The organism is Pseudomonas sp. B21-009 (assembly GCF_024749345.1).
Classification (GTDB): Bacteria; Pseudomonadota; Gammaproteobacteria; order Pseudomonadales; family Pseudomonadaceae; genus Aquipseudomonas.
Map to the genome: position 1 here is coordinate 2,134,763 of NZ_CP087199.1, position 25,268 is coordinate 2,160,030.

General features: G+C 66.5%; 25 protein-coding genes. 20 read left to right on the forward strand and 5 right to left on the reverse strand.

Translation table 11 applies throughout. The features are described 5' to 3' along the window. Positions 1-43: 43 nt before the first annotated feature. Genes LOY34_RS09825 through LOY34_RS09840 form a run of 4 tightly spaced genes read right to left on the reverse strand, consistent with a single transcriptional unit; the run spans position 44 to position 4,096 of the window. Positions 44-1,135, reverse strand: a complete 1,092-nt coding sequence (locus LOY34_RS09825; protein ID WP_258664666.1) for a ferredoxin--NADP reductase — start codon at positions 1,133-1,135, stop codon at positions 44-46. 13 nt (positions 1,136-1,148) lie between these two features. Continuing rightward, positions 1,149-1,904 (reverse strand): glucose 1-dehydrogenase, encoded by a 756-nt coding sequence (locus LOY34_RS09830; RefSeq protein WP_045201630.1) that lies wholly within the window; start codon positions 1,902-1,904, stop codon positions 1,149-1,151. Continuing rightward, positions 1,892-3,571 (reverse strand): FAD-binding protein, encoded by a 1,680-nt coding sequence (locus LOY34_RS09835; RefSeq protein WP_195883614.1) that lies wholly within the window; start codon positions 3,569-3,571, stop codon positions 1,892-1,894. Before LOY34_RS09835 ends, LOY34_RS09830 begins: the two co-directional genes overlap by 13 nt. 9 nt (positions 3,572-3,580) lie before the next feature. Further along, positions 3,581-4,096, reverse strand: a complete 516-nt coding sequence (locus LOY34_RS09840; RefSeq protein ID WP_195883615.1) for a flavin reductase family protein — start codon at positions 4,094-4,096, stop codon at positions 3,581-3,583. 218 nt (positions 4,097-4,314) lie between these two features. Here LOY34_RS09840 and LOY34_RS09845 point away from each other — a divergent pair, with 218 nt between their 5' ends. The 17 genes from LOY34_RS09845 (at position 4,315) to LOY34_RS09925 (ending at position 21,647) form a co-directional block, all read left to right on the forward strand. After that, positions 4,315-5,499, forward strand: a complete 1,185-nt coding sequence (locus LOY34_RS09845) for a flavin-dependent monooxygenase (protein WP_195883616.1) — start codon at positions 4,315-4,317, stop codon at positions 5,497-5,499. A 126-nt stretch (positions 5,500-5,625) separates the two neighbouring features. Then, entirely contained in the window at positions 5,626-6,747 is a 1,122-nt protein-coding gene (locus tag LOY34_RS09850; RefSeq protein WP_093384798.1) for an LLM class flavin-dependent oxidoreductase, read from the forward strand. 141 nt (positions 6,748-6,888) lie between these two features. Then, positions 6,889-7,788, forward strand: coding sequence for a VOC family protein (locus LOY34_RS09855; protein ID WP_195883617.1), 900 nt, complete (start codon positions 6,889-6,891; stop codon positions 7,786-7,788). Between the two features lie 11 nt (positions 7,789-7,799). Further along, entirely contained in the window at positions 7,800-8,681 is an 882-nt protein-coding gene (locus tag LOY34_RS09860) for a CoA transferase subunit A (protein WP_195883618.1), read from the forward strand. Positions 8,682-8,692: 11 nt separating this feature from the next. Then, positions 8,693-9,496 (forward strand): CoA-transferase subunit beta, encoded by an 804-nt coding sequence (locus tag LOY34_RS09865; protein WP_093384790.1) that lies wholly within the window; start codon positions 8,693-8,695, stop codon positions 9,494-9,496. 39 nt (positions 9,497-9,535) lie between these two features. Beyond that, entirely contained in the window at positions 9,536-10,408 is an 873-nt protein-coding gene (locus LOY34_RS09870) for an enoyl-CoA hydratase (protein WP_195883619.1), read from the forward strand. A gap of 2 nt (positions 10,409-10,410) precedes the next feature. Continuing rightward, the gene (locus LOY34_RS09875; protein WP_195883620.1) at positions 10,411-11,478 is read left to right on the forward strand and encodes a nitronate monooxygenase family protein; all 1,068 of its coding nucleotides are present in this window, start codon (positions 10,411-10,413) and stop codon (positions 11,476-11,478) included. A gap of 11 nt (positions 11,479-11,489) precedes the next feature. After that, positions 11,490-12,245, forward strand: coding sequence for an enoyl-CoA hydratase family protein (locus LOY34_RS09880; RefSeq protein WP_195883621.1), 756 nt, complete (start codon positions 11,490-11,492; stop codon positions 12,243-12,245). Positions 12,246-12,255: 10 nt separating this feature from the next. After that, positions 12,256-13,422, forward strand: a complete 1,167-nt coding sequence (locus tag LOY34_RS09885; RefSeq protein WP_045201610.1) for an acyl-CoA dehydrogenase family protein — start codon at positions 12,256-12,258, stop codon at positions 13,420-13,422. 10 nt (positions 13,423-13,432) lie between these two features. Further along, the gene (locus LOY34_RS09890; RefSeq protein ID WP_195883622.1) at positions 13,433-14,479 is read left to right on the forward strand and encodes an acyl-CoA dehydrogenase family protein; all 1,047 of its coding nucleotides are present in this window, start codon (positions 13,433-13,435) and stop codon (positions 14,477-14,479) included. Positions 14,480-14,503: 24 nt separating this feature from the next. Then, positions 14,504-15,652, forward strand: a complete 1,149-nt coding sequence (locus tag LOY34_RS09895; RefSeq protein WP_195883623.1) for an acetyl-CoA C-acetyltransferase — start codon at positions 14,504-14,506, stop codon at positions 15,650-15,652. Positions 15,653-15,682: 30 nt separating this feature from the next. Then, positions 15,683-16,558 (forward strand): SDR family oxidoreductase, encoded by an 876-nt coding sequence (locus tag LOY34_RS09900; RefSeq protein WP_195883624.1) that lies wholly within the window; start codon positions 15,683-15,685, stop codon positions 16,556-16,558. A 245-nt stretch (positions 16,559-16,803) separates the two neighbouring features. Continuing rightward, complete coding sequence (locus LOY34_RS09905) at positions 16,804-17,976, forward strand: acyl-CoA dehydrogenase family protein (RefSeq protein WP_093384764.1); 1,173 nt, start codon at positions 16,804-16,806, stop codon at positions 17,974-17,976. Next, positions 17,973-19,160: an acyl-CoA dehydrogenase family protein gene (locus tag LOY34_RS09910; RefSeq protein WP_195883625.1), complete on the forward strand. Its 1,188-nt coding sequence runs from the start codon at positions 17,973-17,975 to the stop codon at positions 19,158-19,160. Before LOY34_RS09905 ends, LOY34_RS09910 begins: the two co-directional genes overlap by 4 nt. A 16-nt stretch (positions 19,161-19,176) precedes the next feature. After that, positions 19,177-19,959: an SDR family oxidoreductase gene (locus LOY34_RS09915; protein WP_195883626.1), complete on the forward strand. Its 783-nt coding sequence runs from the start codon at positions 19,177-19,179 to the stop codon at positions 19,957-19,959. A gap of 2 nt (positions 19,960-19,961) precedes the next feature. Next, positions 19,962-20,420 carry a MaoC family dehydratase gene (locus LOY34_RS09920; protein ID WP_195883627.1) on the forward strand — a complete coding sequence of 153 codons (459 nt, stop codon included), beginning with the start codon at positions 19,962-19,964 and terminating at the stop codon, positions 20,418-20,420. 24 nt (positions 20,421-20,444) lie between these two features. After that, entirely contained in the window at positions 20,445-21,647 is a 1,203-nt protein-coding gene (locus LOY34_RS09925) for an acetyl-CoA C-acyltransferase (protein WP_213601817.1), read from the forward strand. 142 nt (positions 21,648-21,789) lie between these two features. On the opposite strand, the gene LOY34_RS09930 is transcribed toward LOY34_RS09925, so the two are convergent. Then, positions 21,790-22,563, reverse strand: coding sequence for an SDR family oxidoreductase (locus LOY34_RS09930; RefSeq protein WP_195883629.1), 774 nt, complete (start codon positions 22,561-22,563; stop codon positions 21,790-21,792). 154 nt (positions 22,564-22,717) lie between these two features. On the opposite strand from LOY34_RS09930, the gene LOY34_RS09935 reads away from it, so the two are divergent. From LOY34_RS09935 to LOY34_RS09945, 3 genes are read left to right on the forward strand one after another with little or no spacing between them, the layout of a single operon-like run. Continuing rightward, positions 22,718-23,545 carry an alpha/beta fold hydrolase gene (locus LOY34_RS09935; protein WP_045201590.1) on the forward strand — a complete coding sequence of 276 codons (828 nt, stop codon included), beginning with the start codon at positions 22,718-22,720 and terminating at the stop codon, positions 23,543-23,545. Then, positions 23,542-24,333, forward strand: a complete 792-nt coding sequence (locus LOY34_RS09940; RefSeq protein WP_045201588.1) for a fumarylacetoacetate hydrolase family protein — start codon at positions 23,542-23,544, stop codon at positions 24,331-24,333. The genes LOY34_RS09935 and LOY34_RS09940 overlap by 4 nt, the downstream gene beginning before the upstream one ends. 18 nt (positions 24,334-24,351) lie before the next feature. Continuing rightward, positions 24,352-25,260: an acetaldehyde dehydrogenase (acetylating) gene (locus tag LOY34_RS09945; RefSeq protein WP_093384739.1), complete on the forward strand. Its 909-nt coding sequence runs from the start codon at positions 24,352-24,354 to the stop codon at positions 25,258-25,260. The last annotated feature ends 8 nt before the right edge of the window (positions 25,261-25,268 follow it).

The following is a 25,268-nucleotide window of genomic DNA, read 5'->3' on the forward strand; positions in this document are numbered from 1 at the left end:
GGGGCCGCAGTGATCGTCCGATGAGACTAGCGGGCACCGGCCCTCAGCCGGGGAAGCGCAAGCGCACCCGCGCGCCCAGTGGCCGGCTCTGGCAGGCCAGGGTCCAGCCTTCCTCCAGCTCGCGGGCGCTGAGCACATCGTTGCGCGAAAGATGCGTTTCACCCTCGAGCACCGTACACATGCAGGCCCCGCAAAAGCCTTCTTCGCACGAAGAGGGCACGTCCAGGCCCGCCGCCCGGCAGCTTTGCAACAGGGTATCGCCAGGCTTGCAACGGATTTCGTGTTGCTCGCCGTCGAGCTCGACCAGCAGCAGCTCACAGGCCGAGTCGCTGCTGACGGCGCGGGCAACGGCCTCTTGCGCGGCGAGTTGATCCGGGTCGGGCGGCGAGACGAAGCGCTCGACATGGATGCACGCGGCAGCTTCGCCCAGGGCCAGCAGGCTGCGCTCGACGGTGTCCATGAACGGCCCCGGGCCACAGATGAAGTAGTCGCCGCCGCGCATTTCGCCGACCAGTTGCTGGACCTGGGCGTCGCGCAAAAAGCCCTGCAGTGAATCGAGCAGGTGGATCACCTGCAGGCGCTGCGGGTGATCCTGGCTCAGCTGGCGCAGTTCGTCGCGAAAGATCACCGAGGCTTCGTCGCGGTTGGCATACACCAGCCTGACGGATCGAGCGCCGCTGTGCAGCACCGACTTGAGGATCGAGATCACCGGGGTGATGCCCGAGCCCCCGGCAAACAGCACCAGTGGCCGCGAAGGATCAGTGGCCTGGTGCTCATCCAGGCAGAAATGCCCGGCCGGCGGCAGCACTTCGAGCCAGTCACCGACCTGCACCTGCTGGTTCATCCAGTTCGATACCCGCCCGTCGGCAACCCGCTTGATGGTCACCTTGGGCCGGGCATCGCACAGCGGCGAGCTGGCCATGGAGTAGCAGCGGGTCAGCAGTTTGCCGGCACAGGGCACGCGAAAGCTCAGGAACTGCCCCGGCTTGTAGCGAAAGCGCTCGCGCAGTTGCGCCGGCACCTCCAGGACCAGCGAGCGCGCATCGGCGGTTTCGTCGATCACCGCGCAAACCTGCAGCCGATAGCTGCCGCTGGCCGACACCAGCGAGTCCTGCCCAAGCGCTTGCATGCCCATGTTCATCTTCGCCTCAAATGCCGCTGATCAATTGCGCGTTGTCCACCCGCAGTTCGGCGCCGTTGACGAAGTTCGATTCGTCGCTGGCCAGAAACAGCACCACGTTGGCGATATCGCGCGGCGCGCACATGCGGTTCATCGGGTCCTGGTCGAGCAGCGCCTGGTCGATCGGCTGGCCACCGGCCAGGGCCTGGGTCATCGGCGTGTTGACGCCGTCCGGGTGCACGCTGTTGCAGCGGATGCGATACCCCTGCTGCTTGCAGTGCAGGGCGATGGAGCGGGTCATCGCCGCCACCGCGCCCTTGGAGGCCGAATAGGCGCAGAACATCGGCATGGCGCCCAGGGCGGCCACCGAGGACATATTGACGATCGAGCCACCGCCGCTGTCCTTCATGGCTTCAATGGCATATTTGCAGCCGAGAAAGTAACCGTCGCCGTTGATCTTCTGGACCTTCTGCCAGGTTTCCAGCGAGGTGTCCTCGATGGTGCCGGCCACCAGGATGGCGGCGTTGTTGACCAGCACATCGAGGCGCCCGAAGTGCTCCAGGGTGGTCTTGACCACCTGCTGCCAGTCGCTTTCACTGGCGATGTCGTGGCGGATGAACAGCGCCTTGCTGCCGATCTGCGCGGCGACTTCGCGACCGGCCTGTTCATTGAGGTCGGTAAGCACCACCCGGGCGCCCTGGCTGGCCAGCAGCAGGGCGTCCTCGCGGCCGATACCGCTGGCGGCGCCGGTGACGATGCAGACTTTGCCTTCTACACGTTGCATGGTTGTTCTCCTGATGGTGCGGGGTTGCGGGCGGCGTGCGCGGCGATATGCGCCGCAGCGCGCCGCCCGGAGTAAATGCAGTCGGCCAGGGACAGGCCGGAGACATACAGGTTGGAGGCCACGCCCACGGCATTGCGCCCGGCGCTGTACAGCCCGGCGATCGGCGCGCCGTGCAGGTCGAGCACCGCGCCGCTGCGCTCGTCGACGCGCAGGCCGCCCAGGGTCAGGGCCGGGCAGGGGAACAGGCGGCTGTCATAGGACAGGTCGAGGGCATACCAGGGGCCGCTGTCCAGCGGGCAGAGCATCGCCGCCGACTTGCCCAGCGGGTCGGCGATGTCCCCTCGGGCCGCGCTGCTGTACTGCGCCACGCTCTGGCGCAGGTTGCCGGCGGGCAAGGCGCAGCGTTCGGCCAGCTGTTCCAGGCTGTTGCCGCGTTTGGCGTTGAACAGCAGGTTGAGCAGCACCGGCAAACGCTGGAAGTTCCACACCTTGCCCGGGCCGACCTGCTTGAGCGCCTGGCGCACCAGGGCGCGGTTGAGAATCAGGATGGCCTTGCCGCGCTGTTCTTCAACCATGGCGTGGCCGAGGGTGGCGCCGTACACCTCTTCATTGCAGTAGCGCAGGCCCAGGCCGTTGACGATCATGCCGCGGGCCCAGGCCAGCGGCGGGTTGATAAAGCGCCAGGCGCTGATCTTGTCCATCCGCGCCAGGCTGGCGCCTGCGCTCTGGCCCAGGAGCAAGCCGCTGCCATCGCAGGCGCTGCTGCCCAGCGGCAGGCCGGCCAGGTACTGCGGCGCGTGCCGGGCCACCAGCTCGCGGTTGAAGATAAAACCGCCACAGCTGAGCAGCAGGCCTTTTTCGGCGCGAATCAGGGTGCGCACGGCATGGCGCTGCTCGATCTGCCGCAGGCGCTTGCGCAGCACCTCGGCCAGCGCCGGGACGTACATCTGCAGGACGCTGACCCAGCGCGCCAGACGTGCATGGCGGCGGGCGGCGCGGCTATCGGCAGGCAGTTGCCAGGCCACCACACCGAGCACCCGGTCGTGGTTGTCGACCACCAGCTGGCGCACTTCACACTGGCTGCGCAGGCGCACGCCGAGCTTCAGCGCGCTGGCGCGCAGCGGCGCAAACAGGCTGGCACCGGACATGCCCGGGCCTTTGGCGCGGTGCCCGCGAGGGGCGGGTGTGGCTTGCGCGGCGTAGGCCGGCACCGCTTCGTTGCCCGAGTAGTAGAGGTAGTAACGGTCGCTGGGGTAGGAGGTTTTCTGTGGCGGCACGCTGGCTTCGAAGGCCACGCCGTGGCGCTCCAGCCAGGCCAGTTGCTCGACACTGCGCTGGCAGAAGTCGCGCAGGGTGTCGGCCGATACCGCCTCGCCGACTTCCTGGCGCAAATAGTTGAACATCGCCTCGCTGTTGTCCGGGTAGCCGGCGCGCTGCTGGTAGGGCGTGCCGCCACCGGCATAGACCACGCCACCGCTGAGCGCCGTGGCGCCGCCACCGGCGAAGCGGTCCAGGGCCAGCACACTGAGGCCGCTGCTGGCGGCCTCGATGGCGGCGCAGACCCCGGCGCCGCCAAAGCCGACCACCAGCAGCTCGGCCGCGGCGTGCCAGTGCAGCTCTCCCGCATGCTCCACCCGCAGCGGCGCCAATGCGCTCAGGCTGTTCATGGCCCGGCCTCAGCCCGCTGCCGCGATCATGCGCGCAGGCGCTGCAGTGGTGGTGTAGCTGCCGTCCAGGTACACCAGCGGGGTGATGCTGGCGCTGGTGCGGATGCGCAGGATGCGGCCAATGAAAATGGTGTGGGTGCCATAGGTCATGCGCCCGTCCTGGCGGCAAAGAATCGATGACTGCGCGTCGGCCAGAAACGGAATGCCTTCTTCGCTGGTCTGCCAGTCGCCGCGCTCGAAGCGTGCCTCGCCCTTGATCGCGCCGCTGCACAGGTGCGCCAGGTCTTGTTGCTCGACGCCGAGGATGTTCACGCAGAAGTCGGCGCCGTCCGCCAGGGCGGCATGCGGTGAGGCGCTGGTGTTGACGCAGATCAGCAGCGACGGCGGCTCGGTGCTCAGCGAGTCGACCGCAGTGGCGGCCATGGCGAAGCGCTGGGTGCCGTTGCTGGTACTGATGATGGTCACGGACTTGGCCAGGCGGCGCATGGCCTGGAGCATGTCGGCTTTGAGATTGTTGTTGTTCATCGCACGGCCTCTGGTTGGCTTGGAGTGCGATGAATTCTTGCAATCGGTGCAAGGCCCAACATCGTCCGAGGGGACTAGTCGAGCCACGCCGTCGCGGCATGGTCCGTTTGAGGGATGTTGGCCGTCGGGCGCCTTGCTTGAATGCCGGGGCAGAGGCCGGTTGCGCCTCTGCTGCACGCGCGCCCCGGCGGACGGGGTGATCAGAGGAGAACAACAACATGCTCAATCACGACCTGATACGCCAGCGTCTGGCCCAGCGCGCCCGCGAGCTGGTGCCGATCCTGCGTGAACGTGCCGCCCATGCCGCGCAACGTGGCCAGCTACCGGAAGAAACCCTGCGCGATTTCCACGACGCCGGGTTTTTCCGCATCCTTCAGCCGGCGCGCTGGCAAGGCTACGAGCTGCAGCCGCGGGACTTTTTCGAGGTGCAGATGACCCTCGCCGAAGGCTGCATGTCCTCGGCCTGGGTGCTGGGGGTGGTGGCCATTCACAACTGGCAACTGGCGCTGTTCGACGACCGCGCCGCCGAGGATGTCTGGGGCGAGGATTCCAGCGTGCTGATTTCGTCGTCCTATATGCCGGTGGGCAAGGTCGAGCGGGTCGAGGGTGGCTTCAAGCTCAGCGGCCGCTGGGGCTTTTCGTCGGGCAGCAAGCATTGCCAGTGGGCCTTCCTTGGCGCCCTGGTGCCGCCGCAAGAGGCGGGCGGGGCGCCGGACTACCGGACCTTCCTGGTGCCGCGCAGCGACTACCAGATCATCGACAACTGGAATGTCATGGGCCTGGAGGCGACCGGCTCCCACGACATCCAGGTGAGCGATGCCTTCGTCCCGGAGTACCGCACCCACCGCGCTGCTGACGGTTTCATGCAGTACAGCCCGGGCAACGCGGTCAACAGCGCGCCGCTGTTCCGCCTGCCGTTCGGGCAGATCTTCGTGCGCGCGGTGTCGTCGTCGGCCATTGGCGCCCTGCAGGGCGCGATCGATCTGTTCGTCGAGCACAACCGCAGCCGGGTCGGGGTCAATGACGGGCGCAAGATGCTCCAGGACCCGGCGGCGCAAACCGCCCTGGCCAATGCCATGGTCTGCGTCGACGAGTGCCGCACGGTGCTGCTGCGCAACTTCGATTTCATGCTCAAGGCCGCCGAGGCCGGCGACGCCCTGGCCATGCAGACGCGGGTGAAGATGCGCTACGACTCGGCGCTGGTCGCCGACAAGTGCGCCAAGGCGGTGGCCGAGCTGATGTTCAACAGCGGCGCCTCGACGATTTTCCGCAGCCACGCCATCAACCGCGCCTTTCGCGACATTCATACCGGCCGCGCCCACGTTGCCAACAACCCGGCCAAGTACGCCTGGAACCTGGGCGGCGTGAGCATGGGCCAGGACAGCAGCGACTTCTTCCTCTGAATCGCCAGATCACAGAAACCGGCTAGTCCGTTTGCGGGATTCGAGCGGCGCGGCGATCCCCGAGCATGGTGGCAAGGCGCGGGTCCCTGGCGCCGACCGAGCCGTTAACAAGAACAAGGATCAAGCATGAAATTCTCATTGATTTACGAAGCACAGACGGTGGACTCCAGCCGCGAAGGCGACCGCAAGATCTTCGATGACACCGTCGAGCAGGCAGTGCTGGCCGACCAGCTCGGTTTCGACACCTTCTGGTGCGTGGAACACACCGCCCTGAGCAACTACTCGCACATGTCGGCGCCAGAAACCATGCTCGCCTTTGTCGCCGGCAAGACCGAGCGCATCGGCATCGGCCATGGCGTGGTGTGCCTGCCGCCGGCGATGAACCACCCGGTCAAGGTTGCCGAGCGCATCGCTACCCTCGACCTGCTGTCCAAGGGCCGGGTGCATTTCGGCGTGGGCAAGGGCGGTACCCAGCAGGAGGCCGGTACCTTCGGCTACGACCTGGCGACCCTGCAGCCGCAGATCGATGAAGCCATGTACCTGATCCCGAAAATCTTCGTCCAGGACGAGATCGAGCACCACGGCGACTTTGTGCAGATCCCCAAGCGGCCGATCCACCCCAAGCCGTACCAGGACCCGCACCCGCCGATGTACCTGGCCTGCACCAACACCGAATCGCTGAAGAACGCCGGCGGCCGTGGCATGGGCGCGTTGGTGCTGGGTTTCGGCGGCCCGGAGGAAATCGCCAAGAAGGTCGAGGTGTATCACCAGGCCTGGGACAACCGTGACGCCAAGCAGCAGGTCGGCTTTCGCCCCAACCGCCACATCGCCGCGCTGTGCCCGGCCATCGTCCTCGACGACAACGAACTGGCGCGGCGCATCGGCATCCGTGGCCAGCGCTACTTCATGGAGTCGCTGGGCTACTGGTACGGCGGCGGCGAGCGGCCGGACCCGGAGAAGTGGAAAGACGACACCTACGTCGACGGCAACGGCCAGGCAGTGATCAAGTCGCGCTTTGCCTCCGAGGAAGTCAGCGTCGACTTCTCCGACCCGACCATGGCGATGATGAACCCCAACCATGCCTACGGCACGGTCGAGGACTGCATCGGTTACGTGCAACGCCTGATCGATGCCGGCGCCGACGAGATCCTGTTCATCTGCCAGATGGGCACGGTGCCGCAGTGGGCGCAGCTGGAGACCCTGCGCAACATCGGCGAGAAGGTGATTCCGCATTTTCGCAAGCAGTGAGGTGAAAGCATCGCGGGTCAAGCCTGCTCCCACAGACCCGCGAAATTCACCCGATAGCGCTAGTCCCAACAGACGATGCCCGGCCTTGTGCAGCGGGCTTGAATGGCGCTCAACACGTCGATCAACGCGAGGACAACAAGCATGGATATCCGCGGCCTGGGTTACGTCACCCTGCTGTCCACCGACCTGGCGCAATGGCGTCATTACGCAACCCAGGTGCTGGGCATGATGGTGGCCGGCGAGGGCGCTGACAGCGCCCGGCTGTACCTGAAAATGGACGATCGCCCGTACCGCCTCCTGGTGCTGCACAGCGACCAGGACAGCTTCGGCGCCTGTGGCTGGGAGCTGGCCGGCGAGGCCGCCTTCGAGCAGGCAATCGCCGAGCTGCAGCACGCCGATATCGCCGTCGAGCGCGGCAATGCCGCCCAGGCCGAGCTGCGCAAGGTCCAGGCGGTGGCGCAGTTCTGCGACCCGGACGGCAACCGCCACGAACTGTTCTGGGGCCCGCGCCAGGATTTCGCCCGCTTTGTCTCGCCGGTGGCAGTCAAGGGCTTTGTCACCCATGAGCTGGGCATGGGCCACGTGGTGCTGCCGGCGCCAACCTTTGAGCGCTGCCGCGATTTTTATCAGCGGGTCATGGGCTTTGGCCTTTCGGACCTGATGAAAGTGCGCTTCACCCCTGACCCGGGCGAGGCGGAAAAGCGCATTCATTTTCTGCACTGCAACAATGGCCGTCACCACTCCCTGGCGATCTTCGAATGCCCGGTGCCCCATGGCTGTGTGCACATGATGGTCGAGGTCGACGGCCTCGACGAGGTCGGCCGCGCCCTGGACCGCATGCACGCCCACGGCGTCAAGCTCTCGGCCACCCTCGGCCAGCACACCAACGACCAGATGGTCTCGTTCTACATGAAAACCCCTTCAGGCTTTGACCTGGAGTACGGCTGTGACGGCCTGGTGGTCGACTGGAACCAGCACACCCCCTTCGAAAGCACGGTGGTCAGCCACTGGGGCCACGACTTCAGTGTCGGCCGCCCATGAGGACAACGATGATGGACAAACAATTGACCACGGCGCAGATGGTCGGCCAGCTGCGCGACGGCATGACCCTCGGCATCGGGGGCTGGGGCCCGCGGCGCAAGCCTATGGCGCTGATCCGCGAGATCCTGCGTTCCGACCTCAAGGACCTGACCGTGGTCGCCTACGGCGGTGCCGATGTCGGCATGCTTTGCGCCGCGGGCAAGGTGAAGAAGCTGGTATTCGCCTTCGTCTCGCTGGATTTCATTCCGCTCGAGCCGTACTTTCGCAAGGCCCGCCAGGACGCCGCCATCGAGGTCATGGAGATCGACGAAGGCATGCTCCTGCTTGGCCTGCGCGCGGCGGCCATGGGCGTGCCGTTCATTCCCACGGCGGTCGGCCTGGGCACCGATGTGCTGCGCCACAACCCGCAAATCAAACTGGTGGCCTCGCCCTATGCCGACGGCAAGGACTGGGTGGCGATGCCGGCGCTTGACCTCGACGCGGCGCTGATCCACGTCGACCGTGCCGATGCCCGCGGGGTCTGCCAGATCAGCGGCCCCGACCACTACATGGACGACCTGTTCGTGCGCGCCGCCCGCCACAGCTACGTGACCTGCGATCAGCTGGTCGACAGCGACTACTTCCACAGTGCGCCGGAGCGCGCGCACCAGGTGTTTTGGGAGCGCAACCTGACCACCGCCGTGGCCCATGTGCCGGGCGGTGCGCACCCCTCGTCATGCGCGCCGCTGTACGGTTTCGATGTGCCGCATTTGAAGGCCTACAGCGCCTCGGCCCAGGCCGAGGAGGGCTGGCAGGCCTATGTCGAGCAATTTGTCGCCTGCTCCCACGAGCAGTACCTGGAACAGGTCGGTGGCCTGGGCGCCATCCGCCAGCTTCCCCTGCCGGTTTTCTAAGCGAGTTTTCTATGACCACGCCAGCTACGACGTACAGCCTCGCCGAACTGATGATCTGCGCCGCCTCCGAGGCCTGGCGCGACGACGGTGAAGTCCTGGCCACCGGCATCGGGGTGATCCCGCGCCTGGCCGCCTCCCTGAGCATGCTGACCAGCAACCCGCAGTTGCTGATGACCGATTCCGAAGCCTACATGGTCGCGGAACCTGTGCCTCTCGGCGCACGCAACGGCTATCAACCCAAGCGCGACAGCTGGATGGGTTTTGCACGGATTTTCGACAACGTCTGGGGCGGCAAGCGCCATGCCCTGGTCGGCCCGATCCAGATCGACCGCTTCGGCCAGGCCAACCTCTCGTGCATCGGCGACTACGCCCGGCCCAAGGCGCAGATGCTCGGGGTGCGCGGCCTGCCGGGCAACTCGATCAGCCATGCCAACTCATTCTTCGTGCCCAGCCACAACCGCCGGGTGTTCGTCGAAGGCGAGGTCGATATGGTCTCCTCGATCGGCTACAACCCCGCGCGCCTGGCCCGAGGCTGGGCGCTGGATGAGGTGGATATCCGCCTGATCGTCACTGACCTGTGCGTGCTCGATTTCCACGGCCCGCAGCACCAGGTGCGGATCCGCTCGCTGCACCCGGGGGTGAGTGTCGATGAGGTGCAGGACAACACCGGCTTCGCCTTGCAGGTGGACGCCGATTGCCCGGTTACTGCCGCGCCCAGCGAGGCGCAGTTGCAGCTGATCAGGCGCCTCGACCCGCACAACCTGCGGGCCAGCCAGTTGAAAGACAACCCCGCCGGCCAGCGCAACCTGCGTTGAGCCAGGCCCGGGCAGTACGCCTTGCCGGAGTAGCAATCGATGAGCGAACAGAACAATAACAACCAGGCCGAGGTGGTGCTGTACGAGGTCCGTGGCGCGGTGGCCATGGTCACCATGAACCGCCCGCAATACCACAATGCGCAGAACTCGCGCATGACCTACGCGCTGGACGCGGCGTTTCGCCGGGCCTGCGCCGACGACGCGGTCAAGGTCATCGTGCTGTGCGGGGCCGGCCGGCATTTTTCCGCCGGTCACGACATCGGCACCCCGGAGCGCGACGTCAACCAGAGCTTCGAGCGCGTCAGCCTGTGGTACGACCACGTCGACAAACCGGGCGGCGAGTTTCTCTATGCCCGCGAGCAGGAGGTGTACCTGGGCATGTGCCGGCGCTGGCGCGAGATGCCCAAGCCGACCATCGCCATGGTCCAGGGCGCGTGCATTGCCGGCGGCCTGATGCTGGCCTGGGTCTGTGACCTGATCGTCGCCAGCGAGGATGCCTACTTCACTGATCCGGTGGTGCGCATGGGCATCCCCGGGGTCGAATACTTTGCCCACGTGCATGAGCTCAACCCGCGGATCGCCAAGGAATTCCTGTTCATGGGCACGCCGATGCCGGCGCCGCGGGCCTACCAGATGGGCATGGTCAACCGCGTGGTGGCGCGCGAGGCCCTGGAGCCGGAAACCCTGGCCATCGCCGAGCGCATCGCGCAAATGCCGCGCCTGGGCCTGCAGCTGAGCAAGCAGGCTGTGAACAACGCCGAGGATTTGATGGGCAAGCGCGCGACCATGGACATGGTCTTCGGCCTGCATCACTTCGCCCACGCCCACAACGAGCTGGTGTCCGGCGACCGCCTGGGCGGTTACGACGCCCGCGCCATGGCCAGTGCCCAGCGCAAGCCGGAGGGGGCCTGAGCATGACGGTCTGCCTGCAAACACCGCTCACCGAACTGTTGGGCTGTCGCTACCCGATCATCCAGACCGCCATGGGCTGGGTCGCCGAACCGCGCCTGGTGGCGGCCACCGGTAACGCCGGCGGCTTCGGTTTTCTTGCCGGCGCGACCATCGAGCCGGCGCGCATGGAGGCGGCGATCGTCGAAACCCGGCGCCTTAGCGACCAGCCGTTCGGGGTCAATTTTCACATGTACCAGGCCAATGCCGCCGACATCGTCGAGCTGGTGCTTCGGCACAAGGTCAAGGCGGTCAGCTACAGCCGTTCGCCGGGCAAGCAGATGATCGCCCGGCTGAAAGATGCCGGCGTGGTCTGCATCCCTACCGTTGGCGCCCTCAAGCATGCGCAAAAGGCGGTGGAAATGGGCGCCGACGCGGTGACCATCCAGGGCGGCGAGGGCGGCGGCCATACCGGCTCGGTGCCGACTTCGCTGTTGCTCGGCCAGGTGGTCGAGGCGCTCAAGGTACCGGTGGTCGCCGCTGGCGGCTTCAAGGACGGTCAGGGCCTGGTCGCCGCCCTGGCCTATGGCGCCGCCGGCATTGCCATGGGCACACGCTTTTTGATGAGCGCCGAAAGCCCGGTGCCGAGTGCGACCCTGGCCCGCTACCTGGCAGTCAACGACCCGGCGGCGGTAATCGTCAGCCGCGCCATCGACGGCATGCCGCAACGAATGATCCGCAACGAACTGCTCGATGCGCTGGAAGCCAGCGGTGGCCTCAAGCGCTGGTTACTGGCGCTCAAAAGTGGCCTGGCCTACCGCCGCCATAGCGGCACCAGCCTGGCGCAGTTGCTCGCCAGCGCGCTGAAGATGCGCGGCAGCGGCGAGCTGAGCGCGGCGCAGGCATTGATGGCCGCCAACGCGCCGATGGTGATCCAGAAGGCCATGGTCGACGGCCTGCCCGCCGAGGGCGTACTGCCGGCCGGGCAAGTGGCAGCGAACATTCACAGCCTGCCCAGCTGCGCCGAACTGATCGCGCAGATCGTCGGTGACGCGCAAGCGCGCCTGGGCGAACTGAGCCGCCGTATTTCATGAAGGGGAAGGGCATGAGCACATTTAGCGTCAGTATTGACAACGGCATTGCCGAGCTGGTCTTCGACCGGCCACCGGTGAATGCTTTCGACTGCCAGGGCTGGGCGGCAATCGCCAGCGCCATTGAAGCGCTGGGCAGCGATGCACAGGTGCGGGTGATCGTCATCCGCGCCGAAGGCCGTGGTTTTTGCGCCGGGGTCGATATCAAGGAACTGGCCGCCGACGGCAACCTGATCGTCGCGGTCAACAAGGGCAACTACGACAGCTTCAAGGCCATCCACCGCAACCCGAAACCGGTGATCGTTGCCGTGCACGGCTTTGTCCTTGGTGGCGGCATCGGTATCTGCGGCGCCGCCGACATCGTTGTCGCCGCCGACTGCGCGCGCTTTGGCGTGCCCGAGGTGGACCGCGGTGCCATGGGCGGCGGTGCCCATCTGCAGCGCCTGTTCCCGGTGCAGAAGGTCCGTCACATGTACTTCACCGGCGAGATGATCGACGCCGCCGAAGCCTACCGCCTGGGCGCCGTCGAGCGGGTGGTCAAGCGTGAGGCGTTGCGCGACACCGCGCTGCAGATCGCCCGCAGCATTGCCGCCAAGAGCCCGGCGATGATCGCCCTGGCCAAGGAGGCGCTTAACGGCATCGAGGACGGCAATCTCGAAGACAAATACCGCTGGGAGCAGGGCTTCACCCTCGAAGCCTACCGCACCCAGGATTCCCAGGAAGCGCGTGACTCGTTCGTCGAGAAGCGCGATGCCCACTTCAACGGCTGAAGGTACTGCGATGGACCTGACTTACACACCGGCGCAACAGGCCTTGCGTGCCGAGGCCCGGGCCTGGCTCGCGGCCAACGTACCGGCGCAAGCGTTGCAATCGTTCGACACCGAACTCGGTTTTGCCCAGCACCGGGCCTGGGAGGCCCGCCTCAATGAAGGCCGCTGGGGCATGGTCACCTGGCCGACCGAACTCGGCGGGCGCGGTTGCGACCTGATCGAATGGCTGATTTTCGAAGAAGAGTACTACCGCGCCGGGGCGCCGGCACGGGTCAACCAGAACGGCATCTTTCTGCTCGGCCCGACCCTGATGGAATACGGCAGCGAAGCGCAGAAAGCGCGCTTTCTGCCGCGCATGGCCACCGGCCAGGACATCTGGGCCCAGGGCTGGTCGGAGCCGGGCGCAGGTTCCGACATGGCGGCGATCCGCTCCCGCGCCGAGCGGGTTGGCGACCACTATGTGATCAACGGCCAGAAAACCTGGTCGACCCGCGCGGTCTGGGCCGACTGGCTGTTCGGCATCTTTCGCACCGACCCCGATTCCCAGCGCCACCACGGCCTGACCTTCATCCTGTTGCCGCTCGACAGCCCCGGCATCAGCGTACGGCCAATTGCACAGCTCAATGGCTTGCCGGGCTTTGCCGAGATCTTCTTCGACGACGTCAAGGTGCCGGTAGAGAACGCCCTGGGCGGCGAGGGCATGGGCTGGCACGTGGCGATGTCCACCGCAGGTTTCGAGCGCGGATTGATGCTGCGCTCGCCCGCGCGCTTCCAGGAAACCGCCCGGCGCCTGGTGCAGTTGTACCTGGACAACCGTGAAGCTGCCGACCGCGACCCGGCGATTGCCGAGGCGGTGATGCGCGCCTGGCTGGACGCCGAGGCCTACACCCTGGCGACCTACATGAGCGCCTCGAAACTGGGCAAGGGCGGCAAGATCGGCCCGGAATCCTCGACCAACAAGATCTTCTGGTCGGAGCTCGACCAGCGCATGCACGAAACCGCCCTGAGCATCCTTGGCCTGCGCGCCGAACTGCTGCCCGAGGCACCCGCCGCCGGCGATGTCGGCCAGTGGCTGGATGGCTTCCTGTTTGCCCAGGCCGGGCCGATCTATGCCGGCACCAACGAGATCCAGCGCAACATCATCGCCGAGCGCATGCTCGGCATGCCCCGCGCCTGAGGAGCAGACCATGGACTTTAGTTTCAGCAGCGATCAATTGCTGTTCCAGGACAACGTGCGCAGTTTTTTGCTCAACGAAGTGCCCCCGGAACGCCTGCGTGAACTGTGCCAAAGCGATAGCGGGCGCTGTGATGCGCTGTGGGGGCAACTGGTAGACCTGGGCCTGAGCGCCATCACCGTGCCGCAAACCTGCGGTGGCATGGGCATGAACGAGCTGGATTTCATCCTCCTGGCCCAGGAGTGCGGTTACGCCGGGCTGCCCGAACCGCTGGTCGAGACCATGCTGGTGGGCGTGCCGCTGCTCGCGGGTGTCGACGCGCCGCGCCGCCAGCATTGGCTGGCGCAGGTTGCCGAGGGCCAGGCGCGCCTGGCGGTGGCCGAGCCGGGCAACCCGCTGGTCAGCGATGCGCATGTGGCCGGGCTGCTGTTGCTGGCCCATGGCGACGAGGTGCATGCCGTGGAGCGCAGCGCAGTCAGCCTGACCCGCAATGTGTCGGTCGACCCCAGCCGCCAGTTGTTCCAGGTGCAGTGGACGCCGAGTGCGTCTACTTGCGTTGCCAGCGCTGAGCCAGGGCGGCAGCTCTGGGCTGATGCCTTCAACCGCGGCGCCCTGGGCAATGCTGCGCAACTGCTGGGGCTGGCCAAGCGCATGGTTGATCTGGCGGTGGACTACAGCTTCGAGCGCAAGCAGTTCGGCAAGCCGGTGGGCTCGTTCCAGGCGGTCAAGCACCTGATGGCCAACGTCGCGGTGCACATCGAATTCGCCAAGGGCCCGCTGTACCGCGCCGCCCATGCCGTCGCCCACAACCTGCCGGGCCAGGCCGTGCAAGTGTCGCACGCCAAGCTTGCCTGCGCCGAAGCAGCGGCGCTGGCGGCGAAGAACGCCATTCAGGTGCATGGCGCCATGGGTTACACCTGGGAGGTCGACCTGCAGCTGTTCATGAAGCGTGCCTGGGCCCTGGACAAATGCTGGGGCGACCGCGGCCTGCACAAGGCGCGGGTGCGTACCGCGCTGTTCGAAAGCGGCCTGGCGATTGGCGCCGGCAGCACCTTCTGATCCTGTTTCCTGTTGAGGTAGAGCATGCCTGAAGCCTATATCGTCGACGCCCTGCGCACCCCCTCCGGGCGGCGCAAGGGCGGCCTGAGCCAGATCCACGCCGCCGACCTGGGCGCCCATGTGCTGCGCGCGCTGGTCGAGCGCAACGGCATTCCCGAAGACGACTACGACGACGTGATCTTCGGCTGCGTCGACACCATCGGCCCGCTGGCCGGCGACATCGCCCGTACCAGCTGGCTGGCGGCGGGCCTTTCGCAAGTGGTGCCCGGCACCACCATCGACCGCCAGTGCGGCTCGTCCCAGCAGGCCGTGCACTTTGCCGCGCAGGCGGTGATGAGCGGCACCCAGGACGTGGTGATCGCCGGTGGCGTGCAAACCATGACCCAGATCCCGATTTCCTCGGCCATGACCGCTGCCGAACCCCTTGGCTTTAGCGACCCGTTCAGCGGCTCGACAGGCTGGGTACGGCGTTACGGCGCGCAGCCACCGACCCAGTTTCGCGCGGCGCAGATGATTGCCGAACACTGGCGGCTGAGCCGCGCCGAGCTGGAAGCCTATGCGCTGGAGTCCCATCGGCGGGCCCTGCATGCCATCGAGCAGGGGTACTTCGAGCGCGAGATCGTGCCGCTGGCAGGGGTCGAGCACGACGAAACCCCGCGCCACACCAGCCTGGCGAAAATGGCCGAGCTGGAATACCTGTTTGGCTGCGAGCGGGTCACGGCGGCGGTGTCGAGCCAGACCTGCGACGCCGCCAGTGCGCTGCTGATCGTCTCGGAGGCGGCCTTGAAGCGCTACGGCCTGACGCCGCGGGCGCGCATCCATCACCTCAGCGTGCGCGGCGACGACCCGGTATGGATGCTCACCGCACCGATCCCGGCCACTGCCCATGCGCTCAAGCGTGCCGGCATGACCCTGGCCGACATCGACCGGGTGGAAATCAACGAAGCTTTTGCTTCGGTGGCCATGGCCTGGCTCAAGGAGACCGGCTACCCCCATGCGCAGACCAACGTCAACGGCGGCGCCATCGCCCTTGGCCACCCGCTGGGCGCCACCGGCACGCGGCTGATGTGCAGCCTGCTCCATGAGCTGGAGCGCAGTGGCGGGCGCTATGGCCTGCAGACCATGTGCGAAGGCGGCGGCCAGGCCAACGTGACCATTATCGAGCGCCTTTAAGCGCCCGCAACCACACAGGGGAGAGCGACAATGCACAGCTGCGAGAACCGCGTAGTGATCATCACCGGCGCCGGCGGCGGGCTCGGCCGCGCCTATGCCCAGGCTTTTGCCAGCGAAGGCGCGAAAGTGCTGGTCAACGACATCAACCGCGATGCGGCCCAGGCCGTGGTCGAACAGATCCAGGCGGCAGGCGGCGTGGCCGTGGCCAACAGCGACGACATCACCCGCTATGACGACGCCGGGCTGATCGTGCGCCAGGCCATCGAGACTTTTGGCGGCCTGGATGTGCTGGTCAACAACGCCGGCATCTGCCGCGACCGCATGTTCGCCAGCCTCACCGAGGCCGACTGGGATGCGGTGATGGCCGTGCACCTCAAGGGTCACTTCTGCCTGGCCAGCCATGCCGTGCGCTATTGGCGCGAGCAGGCCAAGGGCGGCGCCAGGCTCACTGCGCGGATCATCAACACCAGCTCCGGCGCCGGTTTGCAGGGCTCGATTGGCCAGGCCAACTATGCCGCGGCCAAGGGCGGGATCGCCTCGCTGACCCTGGTGCAGGCGGCGGAGCTTGGTCGCTACGGCATTACCGCCAACGCCCTGGCCCCGGCGGCGCGTACCGGCATGACCGAAGCGGTGTTTGCCGAGGTGATGAAGCGCCCGGAGCAGGGCTTTGACTACTTTGCTCCGGAGAACGTCGCGCCGCTGGTGGTGTGGTTGGGGTCGGCGGCGTCCCAGGCGGTGACCGGGCAGATGTTCGAAGTCGAGGGCGGCAAGTTGTCGATTGCCGACGGCTGGCGGCGCGGGCCCCAGGTGGACAACCAGGGCCGCTGGGCGCTGGCTGAGGTGGGTGCGGCAGTGCAGCAACTGCTGGCCGAGGCGCTGCCGGCGCAGAAAGTCTATGGCAGTTGATTGAGGTTGTGCGCCGCTTAGGCGGGCCGCGCCATCCGTGAGGGTGGCGCGGCTTTTTTGCGTTACCCGTCTTGAAGGCACTGCCAATCCTGTGGGAGCGGCGGTGCGGCGACCCGACTTGACCCGCGATCGGCCGCACCCCAGGCGCATCGGCCATCCGGACTAGGCGAGGCAAACGATTCTGTCGCCCGCACATCTGGCCACACTCGCCGGTACTTCCGCCAGACGAGCAAAAAGGCGCCGCGATGGAATTTGCATTCAGCGACGAGCAGGAAATGATCCGTACTTCGGCCGAGGGCTTTCTCGCCGATGTCTCCCATTGCGCCGCCGTGCGCGCGGCCATGGTCAGCGACAAAGGCTATGACCCGGCACTCTGGCAGCGCCTGTGCACCGAGATGTACTGGCCGGCGATCCACATCCCCGAAGCCTACGGCGGCCTGGGCCTGGGCTTTGTCGAGCTGAACATCCTGCTCGAACAGATGGGCCGGCGGCTGTTCTGTTCGCCGTTTTTCGCCACCGCCTGCCTGGCCACACCCGCTTTGCTGCTGGCCGGCAACCAGGCGCAGAAAAACACCTGGCTTGCGCCCATCGCCGAGGGCCGTCTTACCGCCACCCTGGCCTTCACCCGCGGCAGTGGCTGGGCTGCGGAGGATATCCAGGCCAGCGCCAGCGCCGAAGGCCAGGGCTTTGTCGTCGATGGCCTGTTCGGCCAGGTGATCGACGGCGACAGTGCCGGGCTGTTGATCGTCGCCGCGCGCACGCCCGGCAGCAGCGGTGAATCTGGCATCAGCCTGTTCGCCGTCGAGGCCGACCGTGACGGTATCGAGCGCCAGTGGCTGCCGACCATGGACCAGACCCGACGCCTGGCGCGCCTTGAGTTCAACCGCGTGTACCTGGGCCCCGAGGCGCTGCTGGGCGAGGTCGGCAACGCCTGGCCGACCTTGCACAAGGTGCTGCAACTGGCCTGCATCGGGCTTGCCGCCGAGCAGGTCGGCGGCGCCCAGCAGGTGCTCGACCTGAGCGTTGCCTACATGCAGGAGCGCCAGCAGTTCGGCCGCCCGATCGCCAGCTTCCAGGCGCTCAAGCACCGCGCCGCCGACATGATGCTGCAGGTCGAATGCGCGCGCTCGGCCAGTTACTACGCCGCCTGTGTCGCCCAGGAAGTGCTCGATCCCGACGGCGACCCGCAGGTGGCCGCTGAGCTGCCGCTGGCCGCCGCCCTGGCCAAGGCGCAGTGCTCGCACAGCTATTTTCACTGTGCGGCGGAGTCGATCCAGCTGCATGGCGGCGTCGGCTTTACCTGGGAATACGACCCGCACCTGTATTTCAAGCGTGCCCGCGCCAGCGAGAGCTACCTCGGCGCGCCGGCCTGGCATCTGCAGCAGATCGCCACGCTGATCATCGGAGAGCAGCCATGAAGCTCAGTTTCAGTGAACAGGACGAGCAGTTTCGCCAGGAGGTCGCCGGCTGGCTGGCCGCCAACCTCTGCGGCGAGTTCGAGCCCCTGCGTTTTCGCGGCGGCCCGGGTGATGAGCACATGTTCCCGCAGCAGCGCAAAGCCTGGGAGCGCAAGCTGGCCGAGGGCCGCTGGACTTGCGTCGGCTGGGCGCCGGAGCATGGTGGCCGGGGCCTGTCAATCAGCCAGCAGGTGATCTTCCACGAAGAATACGCCCGTGCTGGCGGCCCCGGGCGCATGGGCCATATCGGCGAAGGCCTGGCCGGGCCGACCATCGCCGCCTTCGGCAACGACGAGCAAAAGCGCCGCCTGCTGCCCGCTATCGTCAGCGGCACGCAGTTCTGGTGCCAGGGCTACTCGGAACCGGGCGCAGGCTCTGACCTTGCCAACGTCAAGACCCGCGCCAGCCTTGAGGGCGGCAGCTGGGTGATCAACGGCCAGAAGGTCTGGACTTCGCTGGCCCATGAGTCGGACTGGTGCTTTGTGATCGCCCGTACCGAGCCTGGCAGCGTCGGCCATCGCGGCCTGTCGTTCCTGCTGGTGCCGATGGCCCAGGCCGGCATCAGCGTGCGGCCGATCGAGCAGATGACCGGCACTTCGGAATTCAACGAAGTGTTCTTCGACAACGCCCGCACCGACGCCGCCAACCTCATCGGCGAGCCGGGCGATGGCTGGAAGATCGCCATGGCCTTGCTCGGCTTTGAGCGCGGGGTTTCGACCCTCGGCCAGCAGATGCAGTTTGCCAATGAACTGAACGAGATCATCGCCATCGCCAAGGCCAACGGCGCAGCCCGCGACCCGCTGCTGCGCCAGCGCCTGGCCGAAGCCTGGTGCGGCTTGCGGATCATGCGCTTCAACTCGCTGCGCATGCTTTCCGGCGCCCAGGACGGCGCGCTGCGCAAGGAGGCGACCATCTACAAGCTGTTCTGGTCCAGCTGGCACGCCAACCTCGGCAAGCTGGCCATGGACGTGCTCGGGCCCGAGGCCGAACTGCTCGAGGCCGCGCCCTACCAGCTGACCCGGCTGCAATCGCTGTACCTGTTCAGCCGCGCCGACACCCTGTACGGCGGCAGCAACGAGATCCAGCGCAACATCATCGCCGAGCGCGCCCTGGGCATGCCCAAAGAACCGCGCCTGCGTCCCTGACCCAAGGAGTTAGTCGATGTCCACCCCAAACTATGTAGCGGGCCACGGCCTGTTGCGCGGCAAGTCCGTGCTGATCACTGCGGCGGCAGGTTCCGGGATCGGTTTTTCCGCTGCCTTGCGCGCCGCCGAAGAGGGCTGCCGGGCCCTGATGATCAGTGATATCCACGAAGGCCGGCTGTTTGAAGCCGTGGCAAAGATTCGCCAGGCCACCGGGCTTGCCGAGGTCTTCGGCGTGCTCTGCAACGTCACCGACGAAGCCCAGGTGCAGCACCTGGTGAGCTGCGCCGAGCGCGACCTGCACGGCGTCGACGTGCTGATCAACAACGCCGGCCTCGGTGGCTCGCGGGCGCTGGTGGAAATGCCCGACGAAGAATGGCAGCGGGTCCTCGACGTTACCCTCACCGGCACCATGCGTATGACTCGCGCCATGCTGCCCAAGATGATGGCCCGGCGCGCCGGGGTGATCGTCAACAACGCCTCGGTGCTTGGCTGGCGGGCCCAGAAGGAGCAGTCGCACTACGCCGCAGCCAAGGCCGGGGTCATGGCCCTGACCCGTTGCGCGGCGGTCGAGGCGGCCAGTCACGGCATCCGCATCAATGCGGTCAGCCCGAGCATTGCCCTGCATGATTTTCTCGCCCGCTCGGCGCCCCAGGCAGTGCTCGAGCAACTGGCGGCCAACGAAGCCTTCGGCCGCGCCGCCGAAGTCTGGGAGGTGGCCAACGTGATGATGTTCCTGGCCAGCGACTACAGCTCGTACATGACCGGCGAAGTGCTGTCGGTTTCCAGCCAGAGGGCCTGAGCATGACGCGCCTATTCGAAACCCCGCACGCGCTGCAAGACGCCGTCGGTGAAGTCCTGGGGGTCAGCGACTGGCTGCTCATTGACCAGGCACGCATCGACCTGTTCGCCGAGGCCAGTGGTGATCACCAGTGGATTCATGTCGACCCGCAACGCGCCGCCAGCGGCCCGTTTGGGGCCTGCATCGCCCACGGTTACCTGAGCCTGGCGCTGGTCAACCTGTTCCTGCCGCAGATCGTCGAGGTGCGCGGCATCGCCATGGGCGTCAACTACGGCTGCGAGCGCGTGCGGTTTCCCAGCGTGGTGCCGGTGGGTTCGCGGGTGCGCGGCAACGCCCAGCTGATCAGCGCCGAGCAGGTCAAAGGCGGCGTGCAGGCGCTGATCCGCGTCAGCGTCGAGATCGAGGGCCAGCAGCGCCCGGGTTGCGTGGTCGACACCATCAGCCGTTATTACCCCGCCTGAGTCCAGGCATCGGAGCATGTGAACATGAATGAAGCCGTTATCGTTTCAACCGCGCGCACGCCGATCGGCAAGGCTTTTCGCGGTGCCTTCAACGACACCGAAGCGCCGGCCCTCGGCGGCCATGTGGTGCGCGAGGCCGTGCGGCGCGCGGGGATCGAGGCCGGGCAGGTCGACGATGTGATCATCGGCGCCGCCGCCCAGCAGGGCACCCAGGCCTACAACCTCGGGCGCTTGTGTGCGATTGCCGGCGGCCTGCCGCCGTCGGTAGCCGGAATGGCCGTGGAGCGCCAATGCGCCTCGGGGCTGATGAGCATTGCCCTGGCGGCCAAGGGCATTATCTGCAACGAAATCGACATCGCCGTCGCCGGCGGCCTGGAGTCGATCTCGCTGGTGCAGAACAAGCACAAGAACCTCTACCGCAACCAGTCCGGCGCCGTGCTTGAGCGCGACCCGCAGGCCTATATCCCGATGATCGAAACCGGCGAGATCGTCGCCCAGCGCTATGGTGTGACGCGCCACGAGCAGGATGCCTATGCCCTGCAAAGCCAGTTGCGCACTGCCCAGGCGCAAGCCGCGGGCCTGTTCGACCTGGAGCTGGCGCCGCTGAGCACGCGCAAGGCGATCATCGACAAGGCCAGCGGCGAGACCCGTTACGAGACCGTGACCTTGCTGCACGACGAATGCAATCGTGCCGACACCAGCCTGGCCAGCCTCGCTGCACTGGAGCCTGTATGGCAGGGCGGGCAGTGGACCGAGGCCGGGCGCTTCATTACCGCCGGCAACGCCTCGCAGCTGTCTGACGGCGCTTCGGCCTCGGTATTGATGAACGCCAAGCTGGCCGAGCAGCGCGGCCTGGCGCCGCTGGGCATCTATCGCGGCCTGGCGGTGGCCGGTTGCAATGCCGACGAGATGGGTATCGGCCCGGTCTACGCGATTCCCAAACTGCTCAAGCGCCACGGCCTGAAAGTCGAGGACATCGGCCTGTGGGAACTCAACGAAGCCTTCGCCAGCCAGGTCCTGTACTGCCGCGATACCTTAGGCATCGACAACCAGCGCCTGAACGTCAATGGCGGGGCGATTGCCATCGGTCACCCGTTCGGCATGTCGGGGGCGCGCATGGTTGGCCACGCCTTGATCGAGGGCAAGCGCCGCGGCGTACGTTACGTGGTGGTGAGCATGTGTATTGGCGGCGGCATGGGTGCCGCTGCATTGTTCGAGGTGGCTTGAGCATGAACCGTTTTGATGAGCACGGCCGGATCCAGACCATGCAAGCCTACTGGAGCGAGGTCAACCTCAGCGTGCGCGAGCCGCAATAGCGCGCAAGCAAGGCTCACACCCGCCAGGGTGTGGCCTTGCGCAGGGGGAGCGCTTACGGCGATTTTGCCGCGTCGAGGAACGCCGGGCGCTCGCCACCGCCATGCACGGCAATGTCGGCGCCACTGACATAACGGGCCAGCGATGAGGCCAGGTACAGGCAACTGTCGCCAATGTCTTCGGGGTTGGCCAGGCGTTGCAGGGGGATGGTCGCGGCCACCTCGGCCAGGTCGCTTTCATCGCCATAGTGCAGGGCCGCCTGCTCGGTGAGGATCAGCCCGGCGGTGACAGCGTTGACCCGCACCTTGGGTGCCCACTCCACCGCCAGCGAGCGGCTCAGGTTGAGCAAGCCGGCCTTGGCCGCGCCGTAGGCGGCGGTGCCGGGGGAAGGGCGGGTGGCGCTGACGCTGCAGATGTTGATGATGCTGCCGCCCTCGGCCTGGGCCTGCATGATGCGGTTGGCCAGCTGGCTGAGGTTCAGCGGCGCCAGCAGGTTGAGGCGGATGATCGATTCGCTGAAGCGCGGCGAAGCGCTGGCGGCTTCGGCATAGGGCGCGCCGCCGGCGTTGTTGACCAGTACATCGAGGCGCCCGAAGCGCTCGACTATAGCCGTCATCATCTGCTGGACCTGCTCGATGTCACGCACATCGCAGGCCAGGAACAGCGCCTCGCGCCCGCCACTGGCCGGCAGTGTCGCAGGCGCCTGGCGCCCGCAGATCACCACCTCGGCGCCGCATTCAAGAAAGCGCCGGCTGATGCCGCGGCCCACACCCTTGCCACCACCGGTCACCAGTACCACCTTGCCGCGAAAATCCATTGGGTCGTGCATGCCTGCCTCGTGTTCGCCACTGTAATGAGCTCGATGCTAGGCAGCGCACGGGCAGGGGCCAACGTCCGAAGGGACTAGTAGTCCTGACGGACGATGTTGGCGCCCTGGCCGCTCTGAATAATCTCGGTACAACAACAAGCCGGGAGGACAGCTCATGGGCGCATCCGCGCAAGGGCACGTGGTAACGCTGGCCGATGGTCTGCAGCTGCATTACCAGGACGTTGGCACGGGCGAGGCGGTGGTGTTCATCCACGGCAGCGGCCCGGGTGCCAGCGGGCACAGCAACTTCAAACAGAACTACCCGGCATTCGCCGCGGCCGGCTACCGGGTGATCGTCCCCGACCTGCCCGGTTACGGCGCTTCGAGCAAGCCGCAAACGGTCTACAGCCTGGACTTTTTCGTCAGCGCCCTCAGCGGCCTGCTCGATGCCCTGGATATCCAGCGCTGCGTGCTGGTCGGCAATTCCCTGGGTGGCGCCATTGCCATCAAGCTGGCGCTGGACCAGCCGCGGCGGGTCAGCCGCCTGGTGCTCATGGCCCCTGGCGGGCTGATGGACAAGGAGCAGTACTACCTGCAAATGGAAGGCATCCAGAAGATGGGCGCCGCCTTTGCCAACGGCGAGCTCAACGATGCCGCCGGCATGCGCCGCCTGCTCAGCCTGCAGTTGTTCGACCCGGCGCTGATCAGCGATGAAACCGTGGCCGAGCGCGTGGCGGTGGTGGGCCAGCAACCGGCCTGCGTGCTGACCAGCATGCAGGTGCCGAACCTGACCTCACGCTTGCCTGAACTGCAATGCCCGATTCTTGGTTTTTGGGGTATCAACGACAAGTTCTGCCCGGCCTCCGGGGCGCAGACCCTGCTTGCAGCCTGCCGGCGGATCCGCTTTGTGCTGCTCAGCGAATGCGGGCACTGGGTGATGGTCGAGCACCGCGAGCTGTTCAACCGTGAATGCCTGGCGTTTCTTGGGGAGGCGCGGGCATGAGCGAGCAATTGCGTCGCCAGTATGGCGAAGAGCTGTACCAGGCCCTGTGCAGCGCCAGCACCCTGGCGCCGTTGAGCGAGCGCTGGGAGACCATCAGCATCGAGGATGCCTACCATATCTCGCTCTACAGCATCGAGCGGCGGGTGGCGGCGGGTGACCGCATCGTCGGCAAGAAGATCGGCGTCACCTCGGCGGCGGTGCAGCGCATGCTTAATGTGCACCAGCCGGATTTCGGTTTTATCACCGAGCAGATGGCCTTTGCCGATGGCGCGCAGATTTCCCTCGGCGCCAACCGCCTGATCCAGCCGCGCGCCGAAGGCGAGATCGCCTTCAAGCTCAAGCATGACCTGGTCGGCCCCGGCGTCACCGAGGCCGATGTGCTGGCCGCCACCGAGTACGTGATGCCGTGTTTCGAGATTGTCGATTCGCGCATCCAGGACTGGCGCATCCGCATCCAGGACACCGTCGCCGACAACGCTTCCTGCGGGGTGTTCGTGCTCGGCGACAGCCAGGTCGATCCGCGCCGGCTCGACCTGCCGAACCTGCGCATGCAGGTGTTCAAGAACGGCGAGCTGATCAGCCAAGGCCTCGGCTCGGCGGTGCAAGGCAACCCGCTGACCGCGGTGGCCTGGCTGGCCAACACCCTGGGCGCCTTCGGCATCCCGTTCAAGGCCGGGGAAATCATCCTTTCCGGCTCGCTGGTGCCGCTGGAGCCTGCACGGGCCGGCGACCAGTTTGCCCTGACCATCGACGGCCTGGGCAGCGCCCGGGTGTCGTTCTGTGCGTGACGTGCGAGGTTCAAGCGAATGAGCAAAAAACTGAAAGCGGCGATTATCGGGCCGGGCAACATCGGCACCGACTTGCTGATGAAAATGTGCCGCTCCGAGTGGATCGAGCCGGTGTGGATGGTCGGCGTCGACCCGCAGTCCGAAGGCCTCAAGCGCGCTCGTGAGCTGGGGGTGAAGACCACCGCCGACGGCCTGGACGGATTATTGCCACATGTCCTCGACGACGATATCCGCATCGCCTTCGATGCCACCTCGGCCTATGTGCATGCGCATAACAGCCGCAAGCTCAACGAGTTGGGGGTGATCATGGTCGACCTCACGCCGGCGGCCATCGGCCCGTTCTGCGTGCCGCCGGTCAACCTCAAGCAGCACGCGGCGAGCCTGGCGATGAACGTCAACATGGTCACCTGCGGCGGCCAGGCGACCATCCCCATGGTCGCGGCGGTGTCGCGCATCCAGTCGGTGGCCTATGGCGAAATCGTCGCCACGGTGTCGTCCGGCTCGGTGGGCCCGGGTACCCGGCAGAACATCGACGAATTCACCCGCACCACTGCCGGTGCCGTCGAGCAGGTCGGCGGTGCCCGGCGCGGCAAGGCGATCATCGTCATCAACCCGGCCGAACCGCCGCTAATGATGCGCGACACCATCCACTGCCTGACCGACGAAGAGCCCGACCGCGAGGCCATTCGCGCCTCGGTGTTGAGCATGGTCAAGGAGGTGCAGCGCTACGTGCCCGGCTACACCCTGATCAACGGGCCGATTTTCGATGGACGCAAGGTGTCGATCTTCATCGAGGTCGAAGGCCTCGGCGACTTCCTGCCCAAGTCTGCCGGCAACCTCGACATCATGACCGCTGCCGGTTTGCGCACCGCCGAGATGTTTGCCGAAGAAGCCCACAAGGGCACCCTGCAACTGCCCGTCCGTTGAGTGGAGAA